Source organism: Streptomyces sp. NPDC096105 (assembly GCF_044763335.1).
Lineage (GTDB): Bacteria > Actinomycetota > Actinomycetes > Streptomycetales > Streptomycetaceae > Streptomyces.
Genome location: NZ_JBIWGC010000001.1, coordinates 465,711 through 491,967 on the forward strand (window position 1 = coordinate 465,711; position 26,257 = coordinate 491,967).

A 26,257-nucleotide genomic window follows, 5' to 3' on the forward strand; every position below is an offset into this window, starting at 1 on the left:
CGGCCGCGACGTGCCTGGACACAGCACATTTCCGTGCAATATGCATCTATCTCCGTACGGTACGTAACGGGGGAAACGCCGCCTATCGTCACTTGCTTCGGCCCGCCCGACAGCGCCGCCGCGCGGACCCGTCCCCGTCCCCGACGAAAGGCAGGCGAGCGAAGTCTTGTCGACTGCTCCCGTCGCCCCCCGCTCCGTCACCCCCGGCACGGCACAGGCGTCCGACCCCTCCGCCGGTCCCCCGACGGTCACCGACCCCGCGCTCGTCAGGCGTGCCGTGAAGGCGGCCGCGCTCGGCAACGCGATGGAATGGTTCGACTTCGGTGTCTACAGCTACATCGCCGTCACCCTGGGCAAGGTCTTCTTCCCCTCGGGCGACGCCACCGCCCAGCTGCTCTCCACGTTCGGCGCCTTCGCCGCGGCCTTCCTGGTCCGCCCGCTCGGCGGCATGGTCTTCGGCCCGCTCGGCGACCGCGTGGGGCGGCAGAAGGTCCTCGCCCTCACGATGATCATGATGGCCGCGGGCACCTTCGCCATCGGCCTGATCCCCTCCTACGCCGCGATCGGCGTGGGCGCCCCGATCCTGCTGCTGGCGGCCCGCCTGGTGCAGGGCTTCTCCACCGGCGGCGAGTACGCGGGCGCCTCCACCTTCATCGCCGAGTACGCCCCCGACAAACGGCGCGGCTTCCTCGGCAGCTGGCTGGAGTTCGGCACGCTCGCCGGGTACGTCGGCGGCGCGAGCCTGGTGACGCTGATGACCGCGCTGCTGTCCACGGACGCCCTGCTCTCCTGGGGCTGGCGCATTCCGTTCCTGATCGCCGGACCGATGGGCGTCATCGGCCTCTACCTGCGCATGCGGCTGGAGGAGACCCCCGCCTTCGCCGCCGAGGCCGCCAAGGCCGGGACCGAGCGCCCGAAGGTGCCGCTGCGCGAGATGATCACCGGCCAGTGGCGCGCGCTGCTGCTGTGCGTCGGCCTGGTGCTGGTCTTCAACGTCACCGACTACATGCTGCTGTCGTACATGCCGAGCTACCTCACCGGCGAGCTGGGCTACGACACCACGCACGGCCTGGTCGTCGTGCTCGGCGTGATGGTGCTGATGATGGCCGTCCAGCCGTTCGCGGGCGCGCTGACCGACCGGGTGGGCCGCCGCCCGGTGATCGCGGCCGGCTGCGCCGGGTTCCTCGTGCTGTCCGTGCCCGCGCTGCTGCTGATCCGCGACGGCGGACTGCTCGCGGTCGCCGCCGGCCTGGGCGCGCTCGGCCTGCTGCTGGTCTGCTTCACCGCCGCGATGCCGTCCGCGCTGCCCGCGCTGTTCCCCACCCGGGTCCGCTACGGCTCGCTGTCCATCGGCTTCAACGTCTCGGTGTCCCTGTTCGGCGGCACCACCCCGCTGGTGGTCACCGCCCTGATCGGCGCGACCGGCGACGTGATGATGCCCGCCTACTACATGATGGCGGCCGCCGTGATCGGCGGGTTCGCGGTGTGGCGCATGGCCGAGTCGGCGGGCCGCCCGCTGCCCGGCTCGCCGCCGTCGCTCGAGCCCGGGACACCCCCGGAAAAGGTCTGACGGCCCGGCGCCGCGCCCCGTGTCTTCGACAGCCGATCCGGCCGGGCGGGACCGGGCGGCCCGACGGAAGGCACACCCGCATGAGCGAGACGCGGACCTGGAACGCGGTGGACGGCTACCTCACCGGGCGGCTCCTGGGCGACGACCCGGACGAGGCCCTGGCGGCGGCGCTGCGCGACAGCGACGCCGCCGGTCTGCCGCCCATCGCCGTCTCCCCGCTCCAGGGCAAGCTGCTCCAGCTCCTCGCCCAGCTCCGGGGCGCCCGGCGCGTCCTGGAGATCGGCACGCTCGGCGGTTATTACAGCACCATCTGGCTGGGCCGCGCCCTGCCCGCCGACGGACGGCTGGTGACCCTGGAGCACGCCCCCCGGCACGCCGAGGTCGCGCTCCGCAACATCGCCCGCGCCGGTCTCGCCGAGCGGGCCGAGGTGCGGGTCGGTCCGGCGCTGGAGTCGCTGCCGAAGCTCGCGGACGAGCACCCGCCGCCGTTCGACCTGGTGTTCATCGACGCCGACAAGGCGAACAACCCGCACCACGTCGAGTGGGCGCTGCGGCTGACGGCCGCGGGCAGCCTGATCGTCCTCGACAACGTGGTGCGCGGCGGCCGGGTCGCCGACCCCGCGAACACCGACCCGGACGTGGTGGGCACCCGGGCCGCCCTGGACCTGTTCGGCAGCCACCCGCGGCTCAGCGCTGCAGACGGTCGGCGCCAAGGAGTACGACGGCTTCGCGCTGGCGCGCGTGGTGGGCCGAGCGGGCGGGCGGCCCACGCCCCGCGGCTCACACCTCGTGGTAGAAGCCCACGTTGACGCTGCGCGGGGCGGTGCGGTCCTGGATCACGATCTCCCCGCTGCCGCCCCGGGGTAGCGGCACGGTCCCGCCGTACGCGACCGGCCGGGCGTGCTCCCCGACGGTCAGCCGCACCTCGGACGACGGCTCCGGCAGCGAGCCGCGCAGCCAGGTCAGGTGCCAGCCGCCGTCCTGCGCGCACCGGAACTCCAGGTGCACGCGGGACACGAACAGCCAGTCGTCGGGCGTCGTCAGCCGGCACAGGGACGTGTCCCGGCCCACCCGCAGCACCGTGCCCGGCTCGCTGGGCGCGTCGGCCATGAGCATCCCGGCCGTCGCGCCCGCTTCCGCCGCGGACACCGCGGCCATGGTGAGTTCGAGCACGTGCGCTCCTCCTGAGAGGTCCTGGGGACCGGAGCGGCCGGATCGGCTGCCCGCCGCCGCATGATAAAACGCCCGGCCGTACCGCGTCCGGCACAATGGCCTCATGACCGAGCGGAAGCCACCCGGCGTCGACTTCGAGAGCTGGGTCGACAAGCAGATCCGCGACGCCGACGCGCGCGGGGAGTTCGAACGGCTCGAGGGCGCGGGCAGACCGCTGCCGCGCGAGGTCGAGAGCGCCTACGACGAACTGTGGTGGGTGAAGCGGAAGATGGCCCGCGAGGGCATGTCGGTGCTGCCGCCGACGCTGGCCCTGCGCAAGGAGGCCGAGGACGCGCTGGAGGCGGCGCTCGCGGCCCCCTCCGAGCGGATCGTGCGGAAGATCCTCGCGGAGATCAACGCGAAGATCAGCGACATGATGTTCAAGCCGCCGCCCGGCCCCCCGCTGGGCAAGAAGCCGTACGACGTCGAGGACGTCGTACGCCGGTGGCGGGAGCGCCGGGCGGCGTCGGACGGACAGGGCGGGCGGGACGGCTCAGACGGCTAGCAGGCGCTCCGCCAGTTCGCGGTAGTCCCGCAGCGCGAGCCGCAGTTGCTCGGTGTCGGCGGCCGGCGCGGAACCGTCCTTCGGGTCGCCCTGGGCGGGCGTCCGCCAGTTCTGCGCGAGGGCACGGCGGCGCTCGGTGAGCGCGTCGGTCAGCCGCTCGGTGAGCTCGTGCAGGACGAGGTCCGCCTCCTCGACGGCGTCCCGCGGCCGGTCCACGAACCCGGCCACGGCCTGCCGCAGCCGCGCGGAGAGACGGTCACAGGTGTCGTCGGTGAGCAGACGGGCGTCGGGGCCGTGGTGACCGGTGTGCCCGGACCCTCCCTTCGCGCCGGGCGCGGAGCCGTGGTCGCCGGTGCCGTCCGGTCCGGTGCCGTCCGGTCCGGTGCCGTCCGGTCCGGCGCCGGCCGTGTGGGCGCCGGCGCCGTCCGGGCCGGGCACGGCGGTGCGGCCGGTCGTGCCGGGTGCGGTGCCGTGCGTGCCGGCGCCGGTCTGCGGGTGGGCGGCGACCAGCGGGCTCCGGGGCCCGGCGGAACCGGTCTCCGTGCCGCCGGGACGGTGAGAGGTCTCCGTGCCGCCGGGACGGTGAGTGGTGTCCGTGCCTCCCGGGAAGGTGTCCGTGCCGTACGGGGCGTCCGTCCCGCCGAGGCCGGCGGTGGAGTCCGCGCCCCCACGGCGCGGGAAGGTGTCCCCCGTACGGGCGGCGTCCGTCTTGCGGTCGGGCGTGGCCGCCTCGTGGCCGGGGTCCGCGGAAGCGGGGCCGGTGGCCGGGGCGTCCGGGGCGGCCCCCGGACCCCGGGGGATCCAGGTGTCCTGGGTGTGACGGGGTGCGTCGGGCATGACGATCAGCTCTCCTTCGCCTGGCGGCGGTGCAGCAGCGACGGGGTGCGCTGCTCGCCGCGGTGGGTGGCGGGGGCGGCGGCACGGCCGCCGGCGACGCCACGGCGTGCGCCGTCGTGCCGTGACGGCCGGACCAGTTCCTCGAACAGCGCCCGCGCCTCGACCATCGCCTCGCGCATCTCCTCCGTGCCGGCGCTGCCGTCGTGCGCGCCGTCCGGGTGGGCCCGCGCGACGCGGTGCACGCGGCGGTAGCCCTCGACGTGGTGGGCGTGGTGCACGGACAGCGCGGCGACCTGCTCCTCGTACTGCTCGCCGGCGGGGAAGCCGCGCGTGCCGGCGAGTTCGGCGATCAGCCGGTCCGCCTCGACGACCGCCTCGCGCGGAGCGTCGACGAACCGCTCCTGCGCGGCCGTCCAGCGCGCCTCGTAGCGCTCACGCTCGGCCGGCTCCAGCGGCCGTACCTGGAGGGAGCCGTGGCGCTCCACGCGCTCGGCCAGCTCCCGCTCGGCGGCCCTGGTGTCCCCGTCGTGCCGTGCGACGGCACGCTCGTACTCGGGACCGAAGCGCCGCTTGAGGTTCGCTCCGTGTCGCGGGCCGCGTGCGCGCAGGGTCAGGACGGCCGCGACGGCGACAACGACCGCGACAATCACGATCAACGCAATGATCAGGCCAGTGGACATGATGCCTTCCGGGGGTTCTCGTCCCAACCGGCACTCCTCGCGAGCCGGTTCGCCCATCGGGTTGCCCGATGCACCGCGCACAAACTGCGCGGCGCAGACGCCCGCCCCCGCCACCGGCGTCCCCCGCCGCCCCGACCCGCTTGCGCGGACGCCCTGCCGGGGACCGACAATGCCGCCATGACCTGGACCGTCGCCCCGGAACGCCCCGACTCGCCCGCCGCCCTCGCGCTCTGGCGGGCGTACTACACGGAGGTCAGCGACCGCTGGTACCTGCGGCACGAGGGGCGCCGGACCGACCCGGACGAGCTGGAGCGGGAGATCGCCGCCGCGTCGGGCGCCGACCTCGTCCCGCCGCGCGGGCTGCTGCTGATCGCGCGGTACGCGGGCGCGCCGGCGGGCAGCGCCGGGATCCGGCTGTCACCGGACGGCACGGCCGCCGAGCTGACCCGGGTGTTCCTGCACGAGCGGATGCGCGGCCGGGGCGGTGCGGCGCTGCTGGTGCGGGCCGCCGAGGAGGCGGCGCGGGCCCGCGGCGCCCGCCGGATGATCCTGGACACCCGCGGCGACCTGGTCGAGGCCCGCGCCCTGTACGCCCGCCTCGGCTACACGGAGACCGGGCCGCACAACGACGAGCCGTACGCCGAGCACTGGTTCGCCAAGCGGCTCGCCTGAGCCCGGGCGGGCAGGGGGTCCTCAGCGCGCCGGGGTCACCGCGCGGGCGCCCCGGGGGCGTTCCTCACGGGAGCCGCACAGCTCGTCGTTGAGCTCGTGCACGAGCTGCACCAGGTCGGTCGGGCGGTCCGCCCCCCACCAGTCGCCCAGCAGCTCGGCCAGCGACTCCTCGCGCGCCCGTGCCAGCCGTTCGCTCACCTCGCGGCCCTCGTCGGTGAGCACCATGTCCATGCCCCGGCGCACGGCGAGGTGCCGGCTCTCGACCTGCCGCGACGCCTCCAGGACGACGTCCAGCGGGACGGGGTTGCGCTCGGCGAGCCGGGCCGGTTCCACCGAGCCGTGGCGGCGCATCCGCAGCAGCAGCCAGCTCGACGCGGGCAGCAGGTCGTAGCCCGCGCGGTCGGTGATCCTCCGGTAGATCTCCCGGCGCCCCTCGCGGGTGGCGAGCACCGACAGCGCGCGGCACACCTCGTCGTGCGAGGAGCGCTCCACCGGGTTCGGGGCCAGGGTCTCGGAGGCGTCGGGCGCGGTGACCGAGGCGCGCAGCGGGTCCTCCTTGAGGAACCAGGCCAGCGCGAAGCCCAGCAGCGCGATCGGCACGGCGTACAGGAAGACGTCGGTGATGGCCGTGGAGTAGGCGTCCAGCGCGGCGGGGCGCAGGGCGGGCGGCAGCGCGCCGATGCCGCGCGGGTCGGCCTCCAGCGTCCCGGGCGAGACGCCGGGCGGCAGATCCGCGCCGCGGAGGGCGGCGGTGAGCTGGTCGTCGAGCCGGCCCGTGAAGATCGCGCCGAACACGGCGACGCCGAACGAGGCGCCGATGGACCGGAAGAAGGTCGCCCCGGAGGTGGCGACGCCGAGGTCCTCGTAGGGGACGGCGTTCTGCACGATCAGCACCAGGACCTGCATGACCAGGCCGAGGCCGAGGCCGAAGACGAAGAAGAACGCGCTCATCACCGCGGTGGAGCTCTGCGTGTCGAGCTGGTGGAGCAGCAGCAGTCCGACGGCGGTGACGGCGGTGCCCGCGATCGGGAACACCTTCCAGCGGCCGGTGCGGCTGACGATCTGCCCGGAGCCGGTGGAGGACAGCAGCATGCCCGCCACCATCGGCAGCATGTGCACCCCGGACAGGGTCGGGCTGATGCCGTGGACCACCTGGAGGAAGGTCGGCAGATAGGTCAGCGCGCCGAACATCGCGAAGCCGACGATGAAGCTGATCACGGCGGACAGGGTGAAGGTCCGCACGCGGAACAGCTTGAGCGGCAGCACCGGTTCGGCGGCCCGGCGCTCCGCCGCCACGAAGGCGACGATCAGCACGGCGCCCAGCACCGCGAGTCCGATGATCTGCGGCGACGCCCAGGCCCAGGTGGTTCCGCCGAGGGAGGCGACCAGCACCAGACAGGTGGCGACGGAGGCGATGAGGAAGGTGCCCAGGTAGTCGATCACGTGCTTGGCCGACCGGCGGGGGATGTGCAGCACGGCGGCGATGACGGCGAGCGCGACAATCCCGACGGGCACGTTGATGTAGAACACCCAGCGCCAGCTCAGATGCTGGGTGAACAGCCCGCCGAGCAGCGGCCCGAGCACGCTCGTCGCGCCGAACACCGCCCCGAACAGGCCTTGGTAGCGGCCGCGTTCGCGGGGCGGCACCAGGTCGCCGACGATCGCCATCGACAGCACGATCAGTCCGCCGCCGCCGAGGCCCTGCAACGCGCGGAACCCGATCAGCTGGGGCATGTCCTGCGCCACCCCGCACAGCACGGACCCGACCAGGAAGATGACGATGGCGGTCTGGAAGAGACGCTTGCGGCCGTACTGGTCGCCGAGCTTGCCCCACAGCGGGGTCGCGGCCGTGGACGCCAGCAGGTAGGCGGTGACCACCCAGGACAGGTGCTCCAGGCCGCCCAGCTCGCTGACGATGGTCGGCAGGGCGGTGGAGACGATCGTCTGGTCGAGGGCGGCCAGCAGCAGGCCGAGCAGCAGCGCGCCGATCGACAGCAGGACGCTGCCGGACACCTGGTCCTCGCCGGCGCCGCCCGTCCCCGTCGAACCCTCCGGCGGTGCGGGCCGTGCGGGTCGTGCGGATCCCTTGCCCGACGCCGAACGGTGCGCGTCCCCGGCCATGCAGACCTCCAGAGGTTCTCGTTCCACCCTCCATCGTGATCGGAGTGACCGCATATGGCCTGTTGAGTCCTACCGGAAGTTCTGATTCCGGGGGCGCGCGGATGCGAGTGTGAAGATGATCTGCATAATCTCTGGAGTTCGCGAGGGGAGGGACGACACGTGGACCAGCCGGACGGGCACCCGTGCCCGGAATGCGGTGCGCCCAGGAACACCGACAACACTCCGTCGTGCGGCTGCACCCGACGCGCCTCCGACGCCCTCCGCGACGCCCGCACGGCGGAGGCGGCCGCGGCGGAGGACTTCGACCCCCTGCGGATACGCCCCTACGTCGACCTGAACGGCCGCCCGGGCAGCACTACGCCGGACGGGTCGCCCCAGGCGACGGAACCGGGCGCGCCGCCCGCCCCCGAGGCGCCCGAGGCTTCCCGGACACCCGTGAGCGAGGGTGCGGGAGCGCCCGACGCCACCACGGCCCCGGAGGCCGTACGCCCCGACGTCGCGGGGACCGGCAGGGCAGCGCCCGGCTCCGCGGCCGCGTCCGAAGCGGGGGGAGCCGGAGCGGGGGGAGCCGCCGGCGCCGGGGGGACGCCCCGTACGGGGGCCGCGCACACCGGCGGCCACGCCGACGCGGCACCCGGCACCGCCGACCGGGCCGGCGCCGGCGCGCCCGGCGGACGGCGGGCGCCGGCGGAAACCGCCGGCCCGGAGGCCCCCGACGCCACCATGACGCTGCGCGCCGTCCGCCCCGCCGGCGCGGCGCCCGGCGCCGAGAAATCCGACGCCGAGAAGTCCGGCGCCGCAGCCGCGCCCGGCGCCCCCGCCCCGGCGGCCGCCCCCGGACTCGACGACGCCACGGCCGCGCGGAAGACCGTCGCCCCCGGCGCCGACGACCGCACGTCCGTGCTGCCCACGCCCCTCGCCCCCGGCACCGCACGGCCGAACGCCGACGATCTGGGCCTCTTCGACGACGCCACGCGTCCGCTCCGCGCGGTGCCCGCGGAAGCGGCGGTGCCCGCGGAAGCGGCCGTCCCCCGGCCCGACGCCACCGCGCCGCGCGACCGCCGCAGGCGCGGCGCGCTGATCGCGGCGTCCGGCGCGGTCGTGGCCGTCCTGGGCGCGGCGGGCTGGGCGAGCGGGCTGTTCTCGTACGACACGCCGTCGCGGAACACCGCCGCCCCGGACGACATCAGGGCGAGCGTGCCGGACGCGTCGTCCGCGGCCCCCTCGGCGGAGCCGTCCCCCGACGCCTCGTCCGCCTCCCCCACCGCGTCCGCGTCCGTCTCGGGCTCCCCGTCCGCGAGCGCGAGTGCGAGCGCGTCCGGGTCCCCGTCGCCCTCGGCGTCCAGTTCCGCGCCGAGCCCGTCCGCGTCCGCCGAGCCGTCGGCGACCCCGTCGGCCGGCGCCGCGTCCTCCGCGCCCGCGGCGGCCCCGGAGCCGGAGGAGCCGGCCGGCGCCGCCCCCGTGCTGCGGCGCGGCGACCGGGGACCGGGGGTCGTCGAACTCCAGCAGCGTCTGCGCCAGTTGTGGCTGTACCACGGCGACCTCGACGGCCGGTACAGCCACCGGGTGGAGGAAGGCGTGCGCCACTACCAGTGGTCCCGCGGCATCACCGAGGAACTGGGTGTGTACGGCCCGCAGACCCGCAGCCGCCTGGAGACGGAGACCCAGGCGCCCTGACGGGACCGCGTCACCGGAGCCGGTCGCCCCTCACGCGGAGACGTGCAGCCGGATCGTCCCCTCCGGCGTGCGCTCGACCCGCACCTGGGTCAGGTCCCGGACGACGACGTCCGGCTGGTGGAAGCCGGCCCGCGGGCCGATGCCGACCACCCGCATCCCGGCGGCGCGCCCCGCGGCGATCCCCGCGCCGGAGTCCTCGAAGACGACGCAGTCGGCCGGGTCGACGCCCAGCTCCGCCGCGCCCTTCAGGAAGCCCTCCGGGTCGGGCTTGCTCGCGCCGACCGACTCGGCGGTGATCCGCACCGCGGGCTGTTCGAGCCCGGCGGCGGCCATCCGCGCCGTGGACAGGGCGACGTCCGCCGACGTGACGAGCGCGTGCGGCAGCCCGTGGAGGGAGGCGAGGAACGCGCGGGCGCCCGGTATCGCGACGACGCCCTCGGTGTCCGCGGTCTCCTCCGCGAGCAGCCGGGCGTTCTCCGCGTGGTTCTGCTCCATCGGCCGGTCCGGCAGCAGCAGGGCCATGGAGGCGTACCCCTGCCGGCCGTGCACCACCTTCATGACCTCGTCGCCGTCCAGCCCGTGGCGCTCGGCCCAACGGCGCCAGATGCGCTCGACCGAGGCGTCGGAGTTGACGAGGGTGCCGTCCATGTCCAGCAGGAGGGCGCGGGCGGGGAGTACGGCGGTGGTGGCCGTCATCGGCTGCTCCAAGGCGGGGAGTACGGGACCGTGGGGACACGGATCCCGTGCGGACCGTGGGGACGGATTCCGTGCGGGACAGAGCGGCCCCGCCCGCCGGTCAGGGAAAACGGGCGGGAGCCACTTTGTTCATCCACGGTACAAAACGTACCCCACGTTCCGCCACCGCCCCCACGGGGTGTTCACCGACGGGACGGCCCCCGGTCACCCGGCGACCGCCTCCCACAGGCTCCACACGCCCAGGCCCAGCATGAGCAGCGCCGCGATCCGCGTGATCAGCTTCAGCGGCACCCGCTTCATCAGCGCCTTGCCGCCGACGATGCCGAGGCCGGCCACCGCCCACAGCGCCAGCACGGCCCCCAGGCCCACGGAGAGCGGGTCGTCGTAGCGGGCGGCGAGGTTGGCCGTCATGATCTGCGTCAGGTCGCCGAACTCGGCGACCAGGATGAGCATGAATCCTGCCCCGGCGACCTTCCAGAAGGACTGGTCCTCCGGCTTGCGGACCTCCTCCTCGCCCTCGTCCTTCTTGAGCAGCAGCATCGCCGCGCCGGCGAGGAAGAGCACACCCGTGAGCGCGTGCACGAGCTGCTGCGGCAGCAGGGTCAGCACACTGCCCGCCGCCACGGCCAGCGCGACGTGCACCGCGAAGGCGGCGGCGACGCCGGCGAAGACGTAGGAGGCGCGGTAGCGGGTGCCGAGGACGAGGCCGGCGAGCGCGGTCTTGTCGGGCAGTTCGGCCAGGAAGACGACGCCGAAGACGACGGCCGTCACGGTCAGGCTGATCAACGGTTCCTCGATCGGTCGGGGCCGCCCCGCCGAGAGTGATGAGCTTGCGCGCAAGACGCCTCGGCACGGCAGCACACTTCGACGCCCGTGCCGTACGGCGCGGGCGTGCACTGCTTGCCGAAGGTCTCGCCGGCAGGACCCTCACGGGTCTGCCTCCGGGCGCCGGCTCAGGCGGGCTGAGCAGTATGTCGACGGTCCGGCACAGGGCTACTCCCCTTCTGCGCCGTCCATCGTACGCGAGGTCCGCCCGGACCCGGGAGACGGGCGCCGGGCCCGGCCGCGCGCACCACCGTGCGCGGAAACTTCACACCGAACCATAGACGTGTCATGAACGCGTCATTAGCTTCTTACCGGACCCTCGCCTCCCGGCAACACGGCGCCGCGAGCATTCCCCCGCACGCACGCCAACGCCCGCACCCCTCAAGGGAGTTCGCATGTCGAAGCTCTACGCGCGTCGACGGCTCAGCATAGCCGCGGCGCTCACCGGACTCATAGCCTCCGCCGGGCTGTTCAACGCCCCGGCCGCCTCCGCCGCCCTCCCCACCCCGGTGAGCGCCGCCACCGCGCGCGGCTACCTCGCCACCCTCCCCGTGCGCACCGAGAGCCGCACCGGCTACGACCGCGACCTGTTCCCGCACTGGGTCACGATCAGCGGCAGCTGCAACACCCGCGAGACGGTCCTCAAGCGCGACGGCTCGAACGTCGTCACCGACTCCGCCTGCGCCGCCACCAGCGGCAGCTGGTACTCCCCGTACGACGGCGCCACCTGGTCCGCCGCCTCCGACGTGGACATCGACCACCTGGTGCCGCTCGCCGAGGCCTGGGACTCCGGCGCGGGCTCCTGGACCACCGCCCGGCGCCAGGCCTTCGCCAACGACCTGACCCGCCCGCAGCTCCTCGCCGTCACCGACAACGTCAACCAGGCCAAGGGCGACCAGGACCCCGCCACCTGGATGCCGTCCCGCACGGCCTACCGCTGCACGTACGTCCGTGCGTGGGTCCAGGTGAAGTACCACTACGACCTGGCCGTCGACTCGGCCGAGAAGTCCGCCCTCCAGGGGTACCTCAACAACTGCTGAGGCAGCGCGGTCCGAACCGCCGGGTGCGCCGATCTTCCCGGTGGCCTCCGTCGCTGCGTACCGTACGGGGCTACGGAGGAAGGGGTCATCATGGCCGGACTGCGGCTCGGACCGCTGCTGAGGTACGTCGACGGGTCGTCCGCGACCGTCTGGGCGGAGACGGACGGACCGGGCACCGTCGAGGTGCGCTGCCCGGACGGCGTGGGCGGGACCTCCGGCACCTTCCAGGTGTGCGGCCACCACTACGCGCTGGTCCGGGTCACCGGCCTCACCCCGGGCACGGCCACCCCGTACGAGGTCGTCGTCGACGGCGAGCGCGTGTGGCCCTCCGCCCAGGAGCCGTTCCCGTCGCTCCCGCCCTCGGTGATCCGCACCCCCGCCTCCGACGACCGGGCGCGCATCTCCTTCGGTTCCTGCCGCTGGGCCTCGCCGCCCACCGGCGAGCCCGACCCGGTGGGGCCCGACGCCCTGGACGCCCTCGCCAAGCGCATCGCCGCCGACCCCGAGGGCGAGCGGCCCGACGTCCTGCTGCTGCTCGGCGACCAGGTGTACGCCGACGAGACCTCCGAGGCCACGAGGGAGTGGCTCGCCGCGCGCCGCGACCTGAGCGAGCCGCCCGGCAGCCAGGTGGCGGACTACGAGGAGTACACCCACCTCTACTACGAGTCCTGGCTCGACCCGCAGGTGCGCTGGCTGCTGTCCACCGTCCCCACCTGCATGATCTTCGACGACCACGACGTGATCGACGACTGGAACACCTCCGCCTCCTGGGTCGAGGACATGCGCGCCACGTCGTGGTGGCGGGAGCGGGTGCTCAGCGGACTGATGTCGTACTGGGTGTACCAGCACCTGGGCAACCTCTCCCCCGCCGACGCCGACGCCGACCCCGTCCACGCGGCCGTACGGGAGGGTCCCGACGGCACCGCCGCGCTGCGTGACTTCGCCGCCGAGGCGGAGGCCGACGCGACGGCTGTGCGCTGGAGCTACCGGCGCGACTTCGGCCGGGTGCGGCTGGTCATGGTGGACAGCCGCGCGGCCCGGGTGCTCGAGGAGGGGCGGCGCTCGATGCTCGACCCGGGCGAGGCCGACTGGCTGCGCTCCCAGGTCTTCGACGGCCGCGGCTCCTACGACCACCTGCTCGTCGGCACGTCGCTGCCCTGGCTGCTCCCCCACCTGGTGCACGACGTCGAGGTGTGGAGCTCCGTGCTGTGCCGGGGCGACAAGGGCCCGCGCTGGGCGCGGCTCGGGGAGAAGCTGCGGCGCGCGGCGGACCTGGAGCACTGGTCGGCGTTCCCGGACTCGTTCGGCGAGCTGGCGGAGCTGCTCGCCGACGCGGGCAGCGGCCCGGACGCGCCCGCCACGGTGTGCGTGCTGTCCGGGGACGTCCACCACGCCTATGTCGCCGAGCCGCAGTGGCCGGGGCGCGCGGAGCCGCGGGCACGGGTGGTGCAGCTGACCTGCTCCCCGGTCCACAACTCCATCCCCGCCTCGATGCGGATGGGCTTCCGCTTCGGCTGGAGCGCCGCCGCCCGGGGGCTGGGACGGGTGTTCGCGCGGCACGGCGGTCTGGGACGGCCGCCGGTCCACTGGCGCAGGACGGGCGGGCCGTGGTTCGGCAACCAGCTCATGACGCTGGCCACCCGGGGGCGTACCGCGGTGCTGCGGCTGGAGCACGCCCAGCAGGAGGAGGCCGGGGTGCGGCTGCGGCGCGTGACGGAACGGCGGTTGAGCCGCTGAGACCCGCAGACACCTGTGAGTCCGCTGTGCAACGGGGGGCGGTTCCGGTCATCCCTCCGATCAAGGAGGTGCGGCGGGGCGCGTGGTGACGTGCGACGGGGGCGTGCGGGAGGGGAGCAAAAGGGGCCGAAGCCGTGGCCAGATGTTGAACTTGCAAGCAAGATTTAGGTGCACCTAACGTGGGATTCCGACTCGGTTCCGCCCCAGGACCCGGCCTCGTCCGGGGGCCGGCCTGACCGAAGGAGACCCCCCATGAACGGACGCCTCACCAGCGCCCAGCCCTATGCCCTGGGCCTGTTCCGCATGGTCGTCGGCCTGCTCTTCGCCTGCCACGGCGCCGTGTCCCTGCTCGGCCTGTTCGGCGGCATGGACGGCGGCGGCGGCACCGTCGAGACCGGCGCCTGGCCGGGCTGGTACGCCGCCGTGATCGAACTCGTCGGCGGCGGGCTCGTCCTGCTCGGCCTCGCCACCCGGGCCGCCGCCTTCATATCGTCCGGCGCGATGGCGTACGCGTACTTCAAGGTGCACCAGCCCGAGGCCCTCTGGCCGATCGAGAACCACGGCGAGGGCGCGGCCATGTACTGCTGGGCCATGTTCCTGCTGATCTTCACCGGGTCCGGCGCCTTCGGCCTGGACCGCCTGCTCGTCCGGCGCGCCTCCGCGCGGGACGGGCGGCCGGCGGAGCAGACCCCTGTGGCCGCCTGACCGCACCGCATCACCTCACCCACCCGCACGACCGCCGACGCCTCCCCACGGCGCCCGCCTCCCCAACGGGACCACCGAGTCGCACCGGACGCCCCCCGCCGCACACCGCGCGGGGGGCGCCTTGGTGTGCGGACGCCTTGTGTGCGGGCGCCTCGGCGCGCGGGCGCGGGACGCCGGTGGGCGGCGGGCGCGCGAACTGCGGGCGGCGGGCGCGCGAACCCCCCGTGACCTTTCCGTCACTTGCCGCGCGTACGCTGTATGGCTGTCATCGGCTTCTCCTGCCACTCCTGCCGCCTCCGCCGCGACAGCGCGGCAGGCACGGGCCCACGGGGGCGTACGGGGAGTGCGAGTGGAGAGTGTCGGGTCACTGGTCGGCAGCCCGTGGATCTACGCGGTGGTGGCCCTGTCGGTCCTGCTCGACGTGTTCCTTCCGGTGCTGCCCAGCGGGGTGCTGGTGATCGCCGCGGCCACCGCGGCGGCCGCGAGCACCGCCGCCTACGTGCCCGACATCCTGGTGCTGACGCTCTGTGCCGCCACCGCCTCCGTCCTCGGCGACCTGGTCGCCTATCGCCTCGCCTGGCGCGGCGGCGCCCGGCTGGACCGGGCCCTCGCCCGCTCCAGCCGGCTGCGGGGCGCGCAGGAACGCCTCGGCGCGGCGCTGGCCCGGGGCGGCGGCGGTCTCGTCGTCCTCGCGCGGTTCGCGCCGGCCGGCCGCTCGGTGGTCTCGCTCGGCGCCGGCGCCGCCCGCCGCCGCGCCCGCGACTTCCTGCCCTGGTCCGCCCTGGCGGGCCTGTCCTGGGCCGGTTACAGCGTCGCCCTCGGCTACTTGGGCGGCCAGTGGCTCGGCGCCACCTGGCTGGCCACGGCGGTGTCCGTGGGCGCCCTGTTCGCGGCGGGCGCGGGCGCGGGCTACCTGATGCGCAAGCCGCAGGCGTCGGAGGCGCGGTAGCCCCCGGGGCAGGGTGACGGCGGCTCAGCGACCGGATGACGCCGCTCGGTTCGCCGCCCGGCGGTCCGGGGCGCCCCGGACCTCCAGGTCCTCCAGCAGTTCGGCCGTGGCCTCGGCGATCGCCTCGACCGCGCGGTCGAACACCTCGCGGTTGTGGGCGGCCGGCGCCCGGAAGCCGGACACCTTCCGCACGTACTGCAGGGCGGCGGCGCGGATGTCCTCCTCCGTGGCCTCCTCGGGGAGCACGGGCGGACGCAGGGTCTTGATACTCCGGCACATGACCCCAGTCTCGCGCCTTCCGCCGTCCGGGGCCACGAAGTGAAGACCCTTGCACAACTCGCCACCCATATTCGAACAGGCGTATCATTGGGCCGTGGCTGCGACCTATGACTTTCCGAGTGACCTCCTCGCCGGTCAGGAGGAACTGCATCAGGTCCGGGCCGAGTTGTCGGCCCTGCTGAAGCGGCTCCCCTGGTCGGTCGAACCCCTCGACGGGTTCAGCGACGACCACGGCTGGCGCAAGATCGAGCGCCCCGCCTCGCCCGGCTGGACCGAGGACGAGCAGGCCGAGGTCGAGAAGCTCCGCCGCCGCGAACACGAGCTCGCGGTGTTCGTCAGCACCCACCGCTACTGGTCCGAGGTCACCGGCACCGACCGCGTGCAGGCCCGCTCCGCGCTGAAGCACGTCCAGGGGAGCCCGGACGAGGGGCAGTCGCCGTAGCCCCCGGGGAGTCGCCGTGGCTCCCCGACGGCACAGGGCCCCCGGAGATGCTCCGGGGGCCCTGTCATGTGTGGGCGCGGACGGTTTCGAACCGCCGACATCCTGCTTGTAAGGCAGGCGCTCTACCCCTGAGCTACGCACCCTCGCCCGTGCTCGCCGCCCGGGTCGAGTGGACAGCCTACATGGCCGGGGTCACGGTCCCGCAAACCCCGTACGCCCCGGCCCGGGGGGATATCCCCACCCCGGATCCGCCGGTCGGCCGGATCCCCCCGCGGCCCCCGCCTCCGTACGGTCGAGGACGTCCGACGCCGCCGCACCGCGCGGCCGTTCGCCCGTCAGCCGTATGCCCAGGGGGAGCCCGTCATGCCCGCCACCGCCCGCACCGCCGCGTCCGCCCGCGCCTCCGGCGTCCTCGGCACCGTACGGGCGCGTGGCCTCGCGCTCGCCGGGGCCGCCGTGGTGCTCGGCGCGGCGCTGAGCGCCTGCGGGGCGTCGGCGGCCGACGACGACGAGCCCGACCACCGCACCTTCGACCTGGCCGGGGCGAGTCTGACCATCGACTCCGACGAATCCGCCCTGGAGATCGTCGCCTCCGACAAGCAGCCGGCGGGCGAGATCGCGGTCACCCGCTGGTTCCGGGGCACCGTCGCCCTCGGCTCCGACCCGGAGGTCACCTGGTCCATGGACGGCGACCGGCTGGTGCTGCGCGAGAAGTGCTCCGGCGTCGTCGCCGACTGCTCCACCAAGCACCGCATCGAGGTGCCGCGCGGCGTCGGCGTCACCGTCGAGAGCGACGACGGCAGCGTCCGGGCCGGCGGCTTCCACGACGCGCTGACCATCCGCACCAAGGACGGCCCGGTCCGCGTCACGGACACCAGCGGCCCGCTGGAGCTGCGCAGCGGCGACGGACCGGTGCGCGCCGAGGTCTCCTCCCGCACCGTGCGCGCCCACAGCGGCGACGGCTCCGTGCACCTCGTGCTCACCGCCCTGCCCGACCGGGTGGAGTCCCGCAGCGGCGACGGTTCGACGACCATCGAGCTGCCGCGTGGCGCCTACCGCGTGGACACCTCGACCGGCGACGGGGCCGAGGACGTGTCCGTACCGCGCGACGACTCCAGCGCCCATGTGGTGACCGCCCGCACCGGCGACGGCGAACTCACCGTGCGTACGGTGAACTGACGGACCCGTGTGTTCGTCCTGTACCGGTGGGAGAATGACAACGGGCAGGGCGAACGACAGTACGGGAGAGGGATGTGACGGCGACACCAGCACAGCCGTACTCGCCGTCGGAGCCGCGCGTGCCTCGCATGCGCCGCTCCCTTCCCGGACCGGCGGGACGGCGTGCCCGCCGCACCCCCGGACCCCTGCGTGACGCGCTCGCCCTCGCGGTCCTTCCGCTGGTCGCGGCGCTGGTGCTGCCCGCCGCGTTCGCCGGGGGCGGCACCCGGCGCTGGTTCGGCGGGCGCGCGGAGAACCAGCGCGCCGAGGCGCAGGCCGCCAAGGACGCCGCGGCCGCCGCCTTCTACGAACTCGACACCGCCCAGCGCGACCTGCGGATCTCCATCGAGACGATCACCGCCGTCGACGACTCGCCCGCCGCGCGCCGGGCCGTCGACGACTTCGCCGCGCTCGGCCGGCGCATCGACGAGGCCAGCCACCGCTACATCAGCGCCGTCGACGCCCACGACCTCGACCGCGACGACCTGGACGCCTCGACGGCCTCCCGGGCGCGCGCCGACCTGGACGCCGCCAAGGACGAGCTGGGACGGGTCAAGCAGGACCTGGACCGGTTCGCCGACGGGCTCGGCCCGCTGCTCGGCAAGGCCGAGACCCAGCTCGCCCGGCTCGCGCCCGCCGTCGAACGCGCCCGGCAGGCACTGCTCGCCGCTTCCCAGGCCCTCGACGCCATCCGCGGCTCCGGGCTGAAGGCCGACGACCTCGCCGCCCGGCTGGCCGCCCTCTCCCCCGAGCTGACCAAGCTGAACCAGGGCGCCGGGCAGCACGGCGTGCCCGCCACCCTGGACCGGGCCGCGCGCGTCACCCGCGAGGCCGAGGCGATCCGCGTGGAGGCCGAGCGGCTGCCGGAGCGAGCCGCCGAGATCGACCGCCGTCTGGTCTCCCTGCGCACCCGCGCCCAGGCCCTCACCACCCGCTCCGAGCAGGTCGAACCCGTGCTGAGCGAACTGCGCCGGCGCTTCACCGTCGCCTGCTGGCAGGACCTCCAGGGCGTGCCCGGGATCGCCGAGCGCACCGTGCGGCAGGCGGAGGCCCGGCTCGCCGAGGCCCGGGCCGCCCGCGAGGAACAGCGCTGGCCCGACGCCACCGCCCTGCTGTCCACCGCGCGGGCCCTGCTGAACACCACCGACGAGGCCGTGTCCGCCGCCGGGGACCGCCTGCGCCGGCTGAACGCCGTGCAGAAGGACCCCGAGCAGGAGATCGAACGCACCCGGTTCGCCATCCGGGACGCCCAGCGGCTCGCCATGGCCGGCCGCAACACCCCCGACCCGCGCCACGCCCGCCCGCTCGACGACGCCGTGGCCCGGCTGGAACGCGCCGTCGCCGGGCTGGAGGGCCGCCACCCCGACTACTGGCAGTTCCTCACCGAGACCGAGGCGGTCCGGGAGACCGCGAGCCGTGTGGTGGCCCAGATCCGGGAGGAGCGGGGCGCAGGCGCCAACTGACCGGCCCCCTCCTCACCGGTCCGGTTAACCTGTGCCCATGCCTCGCTACGAATTCCGCTGCCGCACCTGCGGCGACACGTTCGAACTGAGCCGTCCGATGGCGGAGTCCTCCGCTCCCGCGGCCTGCCCGGCGGGTCACGACGACACGGTCAAGCTCCTCTCCACGGTCGCCGTCGGCGGCACCGCCTCCGCGGCGGCACCGGCCCCCCGCGCGGGCGGCGGGGGCGGAGGCTGCTGCGGCGGAGGCTGCTGCGGCTGACACCGCGCCGCCGGGCCCGGCGGATCAGCTGCCCAGGTAGCGGAGGACCGCCAGCACCCTGCGGGAGTAGCCCTCCCCTCCGCCCGCCAGCTCGAGCTTGTCGAAGATCGCGTTGGTGTGCTTCTCCACCGCGCTCTGCGAGATGTGCAGCCGTCGTGCGATGGCCGCGTTGGTGTGCCCCTGCGCCATCTCGGCCAGCACCGCGCGCTCCCGCGCACTGAGCCGGGCCAGCGGGTCGGCGTGGGTGGTGCGGCCGAGCAGCTGCCGGACGACCTCCGGGTCGAAGGCGGCGCGTCCGGCGGCCACCCGCTCCAGCGCGTCCAGGAACTCGTCGACCTGGACGACCCGGTCCTTGAGCAGATAGCCCACCCCTTCCGACTCTTCCGTCATCAGCTCCGTCGCGTACCGCTTCTCCACGTACTGGGAGAGCACCAGCACCCCCACCTCGGGGCGGCTGCGGCGGATCTCCAGGGCCGCGCGCAGTCCCTCGTCGGTGTGGGTCGGCGGCATCCGCACATCGGCGACCACCACGTCCGGCGGGGTGGCGGCGACCGCCTCCAGCAGCCGGTCCGCGTCGCCGACGGCGGCGAGCACCTCGTGCCCCTCCTCCGCCAGCAGCCGCACCAGGCCCTCCCGCAGCAGGGTGGAGTCCTCGGCCAGGATCACGCGCACGGCAGCTCCGCGGTCACCAGCGTCGGCCCGCCCGGCGGACTGCGCACCTCCAGGCGCCCGTCCAGCGCGGCCACCCGCCGGGCCAGCCCGAACAGGCCGCTGCCCGACGCGTTCGCCCCGCCCCGGCCGTCGTCCTCGACACTCACCCGCAACGCTCCCTCCTGCGATCCGACCGCGACGACTATCCGGCTCGGCACCGCGTGCTTCACCGCGTTGGTGACGGCCTCGCAGACCACGAAGTAGACGACGGTCGCCACCGCCCGCGCCGGCTCCCTGCTCAGCCCGTACTCCACCCGCACCGGGACCGACGCCCGCTCGGCGACCGTCTCCAGCGCCGCCCGCAGTCCCGCCTCGTCCAGGGTGGTGGGGTAGATCCGCCAGGCCACTTCCCGGAGGTCGTCCAGGGCCTGCCGGCTCTCCTCGTGCGCCTGGCGCAGCAGCCGGTCCGCGCGCTCAGGGTCCTGGCTGCGCAGGGCGCGGCCCAGCAGCATGCCGAGCGCGACCAGGCGCTGCTGCACCCCGTCGTGCAGGTCCCGCTCGATACGGCGCCGCTCGTCGTTCACCGCGTCGACCACGGCCGCGCGGCTCGCGGACAGCTCGGCGATGCGCCGCTCCAGCTCCTCCTGGTGGCGCGGCCCGAGCATGCGTCGGGCCAGCTTCCCCTCCAGCTCGGCCACGGCGAGTATCCCCTGCACGGTCAGGAAGAGCAGGAAGAGGCCGGCGAGGGACGTGGAGGCGACCGCTCCGGTGTTCCGCACGTCGTCGACCAGCAGCCACAGGTACATCCAGGACGTGCCGTAGCCGAGGCCGACCGCCGCCGAGAGCATCACCACCGCGCCCAGCACGCCGAGGGCCCAGCGGCAGGCCAGATACTGCAGCGCCCGCGTGTCCTCGTACACGGGAGAGGTGTGGACCCGGAGCCAGACCCGCAGCCGGGCCCGCTCCAGCTCCGTCACTTTCCGCGCGCACGCGAGGACCGGGCGGAGCACGGCGCGGCGGGCCCGCGGCCAGGCCACGACGAGCAGGAGGGGCAGGCCGGCCAGGACCGTGCCGAGCAGCTCGAGGACGGCCGCGGCGGCCCCCCACATCAGGCCCACCGCGCACCGCACCACACGCCGCGCCATGACTCGCATGATCGCGAGACTAGCCGGGCCGGGCCGGGGCACACACTGCGGAAAACCGCAATTCCCCCTGCGGAGAACCGCACGCGATCGTGCGGCTTTCCTCAGCGACCCTTCAGCTCCGATTTCCTAGCGTGGACGACATGACAGCCATCGCAGCGCAGACGATCACGGCGGCCTCGGGCACGGACGCCGGACCGCAGTGGGTCAACGACCTCATGGACGCCCTCGGCGCCCCCGGGGCCGGACTCGCCATCGCGCTCGAGAACCTCTTCCCGCCCGTGCCCAGCGAGGTGATCCTGCCGCTGGCGGGGTTCGCCGCGAGCAACGGGCGGATGGGCCTGATCGCCGTGCTGCTGTGGACCACCGCCGGCTCGGTGATCGGCGCGCTCGCCCTGTACGGGGTGGGGGCGCTGCTCGGCCGGGAGCGGACTCTGGCGCTGGCGGGACGGCTGCCGCTGGTGAAGGTCGCGGACGTGGAGAAGACGGAGGCGTGGTTCCTGCGGCACGGGTCGAAGGCGGTGTTCTTCGGCCGGATGATTCCGCTCTTCCGCAGCCTCGTCTCCATACCCGCCGGGGTGGAGCGGATGCCGCTGCCGCTGTTCCTCGGCCTGACCACGCTGGGCAGCGCGATATGGAACACCGCGTTCGTGCTCGCGGGCTACGCGCTCGGGGACAACTGGACCCAGGTGACGTCCGTCGTCTCGACCTACTCGAAGGCGGTGCTGGCCGCGGCCGCCCTGGCCCTGGTGGCCTTCGTGGTCATACGCCTGTTCCGCTCGGGCGGCGGCAGCCGCCGCGCCGGACGGGGCTCGGCGGGCGCCGGCTCCCGCGGGGCGGACGCCGACGCCGACGCCGACGAGGCCGGGGCGGCCGACGACACCTCGTCCGCGCACGCCCGGTCCGCTCGCTCGGCCGCCGACACCCTGATCCTGCGCCGCCCCGAGTGATCCCCCGGCAGGGATGCCGGCAGGGGTGCCGGCTCAGCGGGAGCGGACGGTGTGGAGGAACTCACGGAGGATGCGTTCGCCCGCCAGGACGCCCCGCTCGGGCAGGGACCGGATGCCGGGGGCCGTCCAGGAGGCCTCGGCGAGTTCGCCGTGGCCCGGGCGCCAGCCCTGGTCGGCGGCGAGGAGCAGGTCCGCGTCGAGGAGGGAGTCGCCCGCGGCGAGGGTCAGGTCGGCGCCGCTGCGGCGGGCGACCTCCCGCATGGCCGCGCTCTTGGTGAGCGGCTTGGGCACGGCGTAGATCTTGCGGCCCTGGAGGGACACGGTCCAGCCGCGGTTCTCCGCCCACTCCCCGAGTTCCTTCACCCACTCCTCGCGCAGCAGTTCGCGCTCCACGACGAGGTAGGCGAAGAGGTCCTCGGCGGTCCGGTGCTTGCGCACCCACACGGGGTCGGCGGTGCGCAGCAGATGGTCCTGCACCTCGGACAGCGGGGCGCACTCGTCGGCCAGCCGGGCCTGCACCCGCGCGTGCCAGTCGCGGTCGGAGACGCCGTCGACGAGCAGGTGGCCGCCGTTGGCGCAGATCGCGTAGGTCGGGGCGGGGCCGGGGAGGTTGATGCGCTGGTACTGCTTGCGGGTGCGGGTGGTGGTGGGGACGAACAGGGCCTCGTCGCCCAGCTCGGTGAGGAGCCGGGCGGCGGTCTCCGTCAGGTAGGACAGGGGCCGGCTCTCGTGGACCTCCACGCACAGCAGCCTGGGCGCCCGCGCGTCGGGCATGGTCAGGGCGAGGGCGGCGGCGGAGTAGATGAGGGTGCGGTCGAGGTCGCTGGCGACGATGACGGGCATCAGCGGCTCACCGCCGTGCCGTCGGCGCCGGTCGCGCCCCGGGTGAAACGGGGGTGGATCAGCCCGACGCAGGTGTACGGCAGATCGGGGACCTCCTCCACGGGGACGCCCCGCTGCTCGGCGAGCAGGCGGACGTGGTCGAGGTCGCTTCCGGCCCCGGCGCGGGCCAGCACCTTCCAGGGCACCCGGCGCAGCAGCACCCGGGTGGTCTCGCCGACACCGGGCTTGACGAGGTTCACGTCGTGGATGCCGTACTCCTCGCTGATGCGTTCCACGGCGGCCCAGCCCTCCCAGGTGGGCGTGCGGTCGGCGGCGAGCAGGTCCTTGGCCTCGGCGCAGGCGGCCTCGGTGACCTCCTCGAAGCGGGCGGAGACGGCGTCCAGGAAGGCCACCGACAGGTCCGCGTCCGCGAGTTCGCGGTAGTACTTCGCGCCGTGGTAGTCGTCGGGGCCGACCAGGTCGGCGCGCAGCACGGTGCGCGAGATCAGGCCGGAGACCGTGGAGTTGAGGCAGGCGGACGGGATCAGATAGTCCTCGCGGGTGCCGTAGGTGCGCACGCAGGAACCGGGGTCGGCGAGGACCGCGATCTCCGGGTCGAAGCCGGTGATGCCCTCGGTCTTCTCGAACTCCTCGACGGCCTGGGCGAGTTCGCGAGTGATGGCGCCCTTGCCGGTCCAGCCGTCGACGAACACCACGTCGCGCGGGTCGTGGTGGGCGGCCAGCCGGCGCAGGGCGTTGGCGTCGATGCCGCGGCCGCGCACGATGGAGACGGCGTAGTGCGGCAGGTCCAGGCCGTGGCGGTGCTGCGCCCAGCGGCGCATCAGGATGCCGATCGGGGTGCCCGCGCGGGCCAGCGACACCAGCACCGGGCGGGGCGACCGCTCGGCGAGGACGATCTCGGTGACCACGCCGACGGCGTGCGCCAGCCGGGCCGCCGAGGCGTCCAGGGCGTTGTGGAAGAGCTGCTGGTACTGCTCGCTGGGCTGGTACTCCACGGGCAGCGACTCGGCGTAGTGGGCGCCGCCGCTCTGGATGGCCTCCTCGCGCTCCTCGGTCGGCGCCTCCAGCGTCACGTCCGAGAGGTCCTGGAGCAGCCAGCCGACCTCCTCGGGCGCGTACGAGGAGAAGGCGGGGCCTCGGAGGGGCTCGGGCAGCATGGTGGCGGGCCTTTCGGGAACGTCCTGGGCGGCGGCGGGCACGTACGACGGTACGGCCGCGAGGAGGACGTGCGGGGTGTGTTCGGCGAGCCGGGCGAGCAGGCCGTCGGGCGCGTGCAGCGCGGGGGTGTCGGCGACCGAGTCGACGACGGCGACGACGGCGTCGAAACCGGCGCCCGCGACGTTGTAGGCGTACCGCTCGCCGGGGCCGTCGGCGGGGTCGTCGTGGGCGGGGAAGACGAGACGGCTGCGAATGGCGTAGCCGGGGTCGTCGACCGCGAGGACGGGTGAACGGGTGGTGGTGGAGTAGCGCACCTCGGCGCCGGTGGTGCGCTCCAGCTCGGTGGCGAGGCGCAGGGGGGCGTACATCAGTTCCTCGAAGCCGAGGACCAGGACGCGGTGCGCGTCCTCGGGAAGGGCGGTGGCTATTCGGGCCGCCATGGCGGGGAGGGCCGCGTCCAGCCGGGCGCGGTGGGCGGGGGTGAAGCCGTGGCGGCCTCCGTCGGGGAGACCCGCGGGCCAGTTCAGGTCCACTCGCGTGAGGTCTCCGCGCGGCTGCGGCCCGGTGGGCGCCGCGGCCGTCCTCCCACCGCCGCCCGCGCCCTCGTACTGCGCCACCAGGGCCTGCCCCCTCTCCAGGACGCCGTCGGGCAGCCGCACCGTCCCCGACGCGGTCGTCACCAGGTCGATCCGCGCCCCGATCTCCCGGGCGAACTCCTCCAGCCGTCCGGCGTCCGCCGCCGACCGCATGTCGACCAGCGCGACGACGACGTACCGCTCCCGCGGATACCGCGCATGCAGGGCGCGCACGGTGTTCAGCACCGTGTTGCCCGTCGAGAACTCGTCGTCGACCAGTACCAGCGGCCCGTCCCCGGCCAGCAGGGCCGGGTCCTCCGGCAGCAGCAGATGGGAGGTGGCATGGGAGTGCGACTCCTCGAAACCACCGGCGGTGGCGACCCCGGCGACCGGCCGGCGCGTGGAGTGCAGGCAGGGCGCGGCGCTCAGGCCGTCGGCGACGGAGTGACCGAGGCCGGTCGCGGTCTCGGCGTACCCGAGCACGACGGCCCGCCCGGCCGCCTCCTCGCCCAGCAGCTCCCGCACCCGGCGGCCGAGCGCGACGCCGTGTCCGTACACCACGGACGGCGCCTGGGGCACGTGCTTGCCGAGGACGTTCGACACCAGCAGGTGGGCCCGCTTGGGGTTGCGGCGCAGCGCCAGCCCCAGCAGCCCGCGCAGCCGTTCGTCGCCGGCCAGCTCGACGCCGAGCCGCTCGGCGACCCAGGTGCCGGACCAGGTGTTCACACTTCTCTCCCTCTCGGTCACTCCCCCGGGCCTCCCGGTCGCTGCGCCGGACCCCTCGGTCACTGCGCCGGACCCCTCGGCCACTCTCCCCGGCCTCCCGGTCACTCCGCCGGACCCCTCGCTCACTCGGTCAGGCCCGCCGCGAGCAGTTCCACGAAGCCGATGTCCTCGTTGGCGACGCCGAAGACCTCGGCGCGCAGCAGGGTCCGCTCCGCCCAGGCGCGGTGCGGCTTCACCTCGTTCATCTTGTTGGTGTACGCGGAGCGCAGTACACCCCCGCCGTCGCGTTCCGGCCGGAGGATGTCCTGGGCGTCGCTGTACTCCTCGTGGCTGACGACGGACAGCGCGTGCACGGGCAGCACGTGGGAGGGGTGGATGCAGGTCTTGCCGAGCAGGCCGTTGGCCCGGTCCAGGGAGATCTCGCGCAGCAGGCCGTCCATGGCGTGCTCGATGAGCCTCTGGCGCAGCGCGGTGGCCTCCACCTCCAGGAAGGGGCTCTGCCGCAGCTGCGGCTTGAACATGCGCTCCTGCACCCGGAAGTACTCCCAGACGGGCCCGGTCACGGTGAACCCGGTGCCGTCGGCGCGGCCGAGCATGTTGACCACGTCGGAGATCACGGAGGCGACGACCTGGATGTCGTACGCGGTCATGTCGGGACCGCGGCGCAGCCCGTAGGAGGAGCAGAAGTCGGTGACGCCCAGGCGCAGGGCGAGCACGCGGTCCCGGTACTTGTCGACGGCGCGGAAGATGCCTTCGAGGGTCTCGACGCGGGTCTCGCGGTAGAGCAGCTCGGGCGACTCCAGCACCGGCATGGCGAACAGCCGGCGGCCGCTCGCGGACTCGGCGGCGGTGAGCGCCTCGAGGAACGGCAGGCCGCGTTCGGCGGTGAACTTCGGCAGCACGAATCCGGACAGCACCGCCACGGCGGGGCCGAGGCGGCGGACCAGGTCGCCGATCTGCTCGGGCTCCCGGACCCGGACGAACAGCAGCGGCAGGTCGGCTCCGGGCCGTGCGGCGAGGTCGGTGAGCTGGCGGACCAGGTTCTCCTCGCCGGCGACGACCTCGGCGTCGCTGATGGAGTCCTCCAGGCACAGCACCATGGAGACCACGCCGCGGGCGCCCTGCTTGACGACGTCGTCGGCGAGCCGGGGGCGGGTGGCGGGGCTGTAGAGCGTGGCGCCGAGCGCCGCGGACAGCAGCCGGGCCGGGGAGTCGGCGGTGAACGCGCAGGGCTCCCGATAGAAGAGGCGTTTCCGCACCTCAGGGGCGACGTGCCCGAAATGACGCATTGAACTCCCCCGTGGCGGTAGCGGACTCCGTGGAGC

At 74.5% G+C, this 26,257-nt stretch carries 25 protein-coding genes, 1 tRNA gene and 1 pseudogene; 14 read left to right on the plus strand and 13 right to left on the minus strand.

Annotated features, from left to right (window positions below):
* The first annotated feature begins 166 nt into the window (after positions 1–166).
* A complete protein-coding gene (locus ACIQ8B_RS02030) occupies positions 167–1,570 on the plus strand; it encodes an MFS transporter (RefSeq protein WP_403544571.1) in 1,404 nt (467 codons plus the stop codon).
* Positions 1,571–1,650: 80 nt separating this feature from the next.
* Positions 1,651–2,320: pseudogene (locus ACIQ8B_RS02035) on the plus strand (O-methyltransferase); the annotation flags it as partial.
* Between the two features lie 30 nt (positions 2,321–2,350).
* Here the strand turns inward: ACIQ8B_RS02035 and ACIQ8B_RS02040 are convergent.
* Positions 2,351–2,743, minus strand: coding sequence for a hypothetical protein (locus ACIQ8B_RS02040; RefSeq protein ID WP_290004761.1), 393 nt, complete (start codon positions 2,741–2,743; stop codon positions 2,351–2,353).
* Between the two features lie 103 nt (positions 2,744–2,846).
* Between ACIQ8B_RS02040 and ACIQ8B_RS02045 the strand changes: the two genes are divergently transcribed.
* Complete coding sequence (locus tag ACIQ8B_RS02045) at positions 2,847–3,287, plus strand: DUF1992 domain-containing protein (RefSeq protein ID WP_106414427.1); 441 nt, start codon at positions 2,847–2,849, stop codon at positions 3,285–3,287.
* Here the strand turns inward: ACIQ8B_RS02045 and ACIQ8B_RS02050 are convergent.
* Positions 3,276–4,124: a hypothetical protein gene (locus ACIQ8B_RS02050; RefSeq protein ID WP_403544573.1), complete on the minus strand. Its 849-nt coding sequence runs from the start codon at positions 4,122–4,124 to the stop codon at positions 3,276–3,278. The two genes, ACIQ8B_RS02045 and ACIQ8B_RS02050, sit on opposite strands and share 12 nt — an antisense overlap.
* Positions 4,125–4,129: 5 nt before the next feature.
* Complete coding sequence (locus ACIQ8B_RS02055) at positions 4,130–4,804, minus strand: hypothetical protein (RefSeq protein ID WP_403544575.1); 675 nt, start codon at positions 4,802–4,804, stop codon at positions 4,130–4,132.
* A 177-nt stretch (positions 4,805–4,981) separates the two neighbouring features.
* Here ACIQ8B_RS02055 and ACIQ8B_RS02060 point away from each other — a divergent pair, with 177 nt between their 5' ends.
* Positions 4,982–5,476 (plus strand): GNAT family N-acetyltransferase, encoded by a 495-nt coding sequence (locus ACIQ8B_RS02060; protein ID WP_403544577.1) that lies wholly within the window; start codon positions 4,982–4,984, stop codon positions 5,474–5,476.
* Between the two features lie 21 nt (positions 5,477–5,497).
* Here ACIQ8B_RS02060 and ACIQ8B_RS02065 read toward each other — a convergent pair whose 3' ends face one another.
* Complete coding sequence (locus tag ACIQ8B_RS02065; RefSeq protein ID WP_403544770.1) at positions 5,498–7,597, minus strand: DHA2 family efflux MFS transporter permease subunit; 2,100 nt, start codon at positions 7,595–7,597, stop codon at positions 5,498–5,500.
* A 159-nt stretch (positions 7,598–7,756) separates the two neighbouring features.
* On the opposite strand from ACIQ8B_RS02065, the gene ACIQ8B_RS02070 reads away from it, so the two are divergent.
* Complete coding sequence (locus tag ACIQ8B_RS02070; RefSeq protein WP_403544579.1) at positions 7,757–9,274, plus strand: peptidoglycan-binding protein; 1,518 nt, start codon at positions 7,757–7,759, stop codon at positions 9,272–9,274.
* 30 nt (positions 9,275–9,304) lie between these two features.
* Here the strand turns inward: ACIQ8B_RS02070 and ACIQ8B_RS02075 are convergent, their stop codons facing one another.
* Positions 9,305–9,970 carry an HAD-IA family hydrolase gene (locus ACIQ8B_RS02075; protein ID WP_403544581.1) on the minus strand — a complete coding sequence of 222 codons (666 nt, stop codon included), beginning with the start codon at positions 9,968–9,970 and terminating at the stop codon, positions 9,305–9,307.
* A 204-nt stretch (positions 9,971–10,174) separates the two neighbouring features.
* The gene (locus ACIQ8B_RS02080) at positions 10,175–10,756 is read right to left on the minus strand and encodes a TMEM165/GDT1 family protein (RefSeq protein ID WP_106414420.1); all 582 of its coding nucleotides are present in this window, start codon (positions 10,754–10,756) and stop codon (positions 10,175–10,177) included.
* Between the two features lie 434 nt (positions 10,757–11,190).
* On the opposite strand from ACIQ8B_RS02080, the gene ACIQ8B_RS02085 reads away from it, so the two are divergent.
* The 4 genes from ACIQ8B_RS02085 (at position 11,191) to ACIQ8B_RS02100 (ending at position 15,226) form a co-directional block, all read left to right on the plus strand.
* Positions 11,191–11,835: an HNH endonuclease family protein gene (locus ACIQ8B_RS02085; RefSeq protein ID WP_106414419.1), complete on the plus strand. Its 645-nt coding sequence runs from the start codon at positions 11,191–11,193 to the stop codon at positions 11,833–11,835.
* Positions 11,836–11,925: 90 nt separating this feature from the next.
* Positions 11,926–13,572 carry an alkaline phosphatase D family protein gene (locus ACIQ8B_RS02090; protein WP_403544583.1) on the plus strand — a complete coding sequence of 549 codons (1,647 nt, stop codon included), beginning with the start codon at positions 11,926–11,928 and terminating at the stop codon, positions 13,570–13,572.
* 252 nt (positions 13,573–13,824) lie between these two features.
* The gene (locus ACIQ8B_RS02095; RefSeq protein ID WP_403544585.1) at positions 13,825–14,277 is read left to right on the plus strand and encodes a DoxX family protein; all 453 of its coding nucleotides are present in this window, start codon (positions 13,825–13,827) and stop codon (positions 14,275–14,277) included.
* Between the two features lie 349 nt (positions 14,278–14,626).
* Positions 14,627–15,226, plus strand: a complete 600-nt coding sequence (locus ACIQ8B_RS02100) for a DedA family protein (protein ID WP_403544587.1) — start codon at positions 14,627–14,629, stop codon at positions 15,224–15,226.
* Between the two features lie 24 nt (positions 15,227–15,250).
* Here ACIQ8B_RS02100 and ACIQ8B_RS02105 read toward each other — a convergent pair whose 3' ends face one another.
* Entirely contained in the window at positions 15,251–15,505 is a 255-nt protein-coding gene (locus ACIQ8B_RS02105; protein ID WP_403544589.1) for a DUF2277 domain-containing protein, read from the minus strand.
* Positions 15,506–15,599: 94 nt separating this feature from the next.
* Here ACIQ8B_RS02105 and ACIQ8B_RS02110 point away from each other — a divergent pair, with 94 nt between their 5' ends.
* Positions 15,600–15,947, plus strand: a complete 348-nt coding sequence (locus ACIQ8B_RS02110) for a hypothetical protein (RefSeq protein WP_106414414.1) — start codon at positions 15,600–15,602, stop codon at positions 15,945–15,947.
* Positions 15,948–16,018: 71 nt separating this feature from the next.
* On the opposite strand, the gene ACIQ8B_RS02115 is transcribed toward ACIQ8B_RS02110, so the two are convergent.
* Positions 16,019–16,090 (minus strand) — tRNA-Val (locus ACIQ8B_RS02115).
* 220 nt (positions 16,091–16,310) lie between these two features.
* Here ACIQ8B_RS02115 and ACIQ8B_RS02120 point away from each other — a divergent pair.
* From ACIQ8B_RS02120 to ACIQ8B_RS02130, 3 genes are all read left to right on the plus strand, one after another.
* Complete coding sequence (locus tag ACIQ8B_RS02120) at positions 16,311–17,126, plus strand: DUF4097 family beta strand repeat-containing protein (protein ID WP_403544591.1); 816 nt, start codon at positions 16,311–16,313, stop codon at positions 17,124–17,126.
* A 128-nt stretch (positions 17,127–17,254) separates the two neighbouring features.
* Positions 17,255–18,628: a hypothetical protein gene (locus ACIQ8B_RS02125; RefSeq protein WP_403544593.1), complete on the plus strand. Its 1,374-nt coding sequence runs from the start codon at positions 17,255–17,257 to the stop codon at positions 18,626–18,628.
* Positions 18,629–18,665: 37 nt separating this feature from the next.
* Positions 18,666–18,887, plus strand: a complete 222-nt coding sequence (locus ACIQ8B_RS02130) for a zinc ribbon domain-containing protein (protein ID WP_039988362.1) — start codon at positions 18,666–18,668, stop codon at positions 18,885–18,887.
* A 24-nt stretch (positions 18,888–18,911) separates the two neighbouring features.
* On the opposite strand, the gene ACIQ8B_RS02135 is transcribed toward ACIQ8B_RS02130, so the two are convergent.
* Together ACIQ8B_RS02135 and ACIQ8B_RS02140 are read right to left on the minus strand one after the other, a co-directional pair.
* Positions 18,912–19,559, minus strand: coding sequence for a response regulator transcription factor (locus ACIQ8B_RS02135; protein WP_290004572.1), 648 nt, complete (start codon positions 19,557–19,559; stop codon positions 18,912–18,914).
* Positions 19,550–20,692, minus strand: coding sequence for a sensor histidine kinase (locus tag ACIQ8B_RS02140; protein ID WP_403544596.1), 1,143 nt, complete (start codon positions 20,690–20,692; stop codon positions 19,550–19,552). Before ACIQ8B_RS02140 ends, ACIQ8B_RS02135 begins: the two co-directional genes overlap by 10 nt.
* A 131-nt stretch (positions 20,693–20,823) precedes the next feature.
* Here ACIQ8B_RS02140 and ACIQ8B_RS02145 point away from each other — a divergent pair, with 131 nt between their 5' ends.
* Complete coding sequence (locus ACIQ8B_RS02145) at positions 20,824–21,630, plus strand: DedA family protein (protein WP_403544598.1); 807 nt, start codon at positions 20,824–20,826, stop codon at positions 21,628–21,630.
* A 33-nt stretch (positions 21,631–21,663) separates the two neighbouring features.
* Here the strand turns inward: ACIQ8B_RS02145 and ACIQ8B_RS02150 are convergent, their stop codons facing one another.
* From ACIQ8B_RS02150 to ACIQ8B_RS02160, 3 genes are all read right to left on the minus strand, one after another.
* Positions 21,664–22,473, minus strand: a complete 810-nt coding sequence (locus ACIQ8B_RS02150) for an HAD family hydrolase (RefSeq protein WP_290004575.1) — start codon at positions 22,471–22,473, stop codon at positions 21,664–21,666.
* Positions 22,473–24,932 carry a phosphoribosyltransferase gene (locus ACIQ8B_RS02155; protein WP_403544600.1) on the minus strand — a complete coding sequence of 820 codons (2,460 nt, stop codon included), beginning with the start codon at positions 24,930–24,932 and terminating at the stop codon, positions 22,473–22,475. The genes ACIQ8B_RS02150 and ACIQ8B_RS02155 overlap by 1 nt, the downstream gene beginning before the upstream one ends.
* 122 nt (positions 24,933–25,054) lie before the next feature.
* A complete protein-coding gene (locus ACIQ8B_RS02160) occupies positions 25,055–26,221 on the minus strand; it encodes an HpcH/HpaI aldolase/citrate lyase family protein (protein WP_290004579.1) in 1,167 nt (388 codons plus the stop codon).
* Positions 26,222–26,257: the final 36 nt, after the last annotated feature.

What these genes read in the sequence shown, in the direction of transcription:
- ACIQ8B_RS02045 (WP_106414427.1), top strand. Translation starts at nt 2,847, where the DNA reads ATGACCGAGCGGAAGCCACCCGGCGTCGACTTCGAGAGCTGGGTCGAC.
- ACIQ8B_RS02050 (WP_403544573.1), bottom strand. Translation starts at nt 4,124, where the DNA reads ATGCCCGACGCACCCCGTCACACCCAGGACACCTGGATCCCCCGGGGT.
- ACIQ8B_RS02055 (WP_403544575.1), bottom strand. Translation starts at nt 4,804, where the DNA reads ATGTCCACTGGCCTGATCATTGCGTTGATCGTGATTGTCGCGGTCGTT.
- ACIQ8B_RS02060 (WP_403544577.1), top strand. Translation starts at nt 4,982, where the DNA reads ATGACCTGGACCGTCGCCCCGGAACGCCCCGACTCGCCCGCCGCCCTC.
- ACIQ8B_RS02065 (WP_403544770.1), bottom strand. Translation starts at nt 7,597, where the DNA reads ATGGCCGGGGACGCGCACCGTTCGGCGTCGGGCAAGGGATCCGCACGA.
- ACIQ8B_RS02075 (WP_403544581.1), bottom strand. Translation starts at nt 9,970, where the DNA reads ATGACGGCCACCACCGCCGTACTCCCCGCCCGCGCCCTCCTGCTGGAC.
- ACIQ8B_RS02085 (WP_106414419.1), top strand. Translation starts at nt 11,191, where the DNA reads ATGTCGAAGCTCTACGCGCGTCGACGGCTCAGCATAGCCGCGGCGCTC.
- ACIQ8B_RS02090 (WP_403544583.1), top strand. Translation starts at nt 11,926, where the DNA reads ATGGCCGGACTGCGGCTCGGACCGCTGCTGAGGTACGTCGACGGGTCG.
- ACIQ8B_RS02095 (WP_403544585.1), top strand. Translation starts at nt 13,825, where the DNA reads ATGAACGGACGCCTCACCAGCGCCCAGCCCTATGCCCTGGGCCTGTTC.
- ACIQ8B_RS02105 (WP_403544589.1), bottom strand. Translation starts at nt 15,505, where the DNA reads ATGTGCCGGAGTATCAAGACCCTGCGTCCGCCCGTGCTCCCCGAGGAG.
- ACIQ8B_RS02120 (WP_403544591.1), top strand. Translation starts at nt 16,311, where the DNA reads ATGCCCGCCACCGCCCGCACCGCCGCGTCCGCCCGCGCCTCCGGCGTC.
- ACIQ8B_RS02125 (WP_403544593.1), top strand. Translation starts at nt 17,255, where the DNA reads ATGCGCCGCTCCCTTCCCGGACCGGCGGGACGGCGTGCCCGCCGCACC.
- ACIQ8B_RS02130 (WP_039988362.1), top strand. Translation starts at nt 18,666, where the DNA reads ATGCCTCGCTACGAATTCCGCTGCCGCACCTGCGGCGACACGTTCGAA.
- ACIQ8B_RS02140 (WP_403544596.1), bottom strand. Translation starts at nt 20,692, where the DNA reads ATGCGAGTCATGGCGCGGCGTGTGGTGCGGTGCGCGGTGGGCCTGATG.
- ACIQ8B_RS02145 (WP_403544598.1), top strand. Translation starts at nt 20,824, where the DNA reads ATGACAGCCATCGCAGCGCAGACGATCACGGCGGCCTCGGGCACGGAC.
- ACIQ8B_RS02150 (WP_290004575.1), bottom strand. Translation starts at nt 22,473, where the DNA reads ATGCCCGTCATCGTCGCCAGCGACCTCGACCGCACCCTCATCTACTCC.
- ACIQ8B_RS02160 (WP_290004579.1), bottom strand. Translation starts at nt 26,221, where the DNA reads ATGCGTCATTTCGGGCACGTCGCCCCTGAGGTGCGGAAACGCCTCTTC.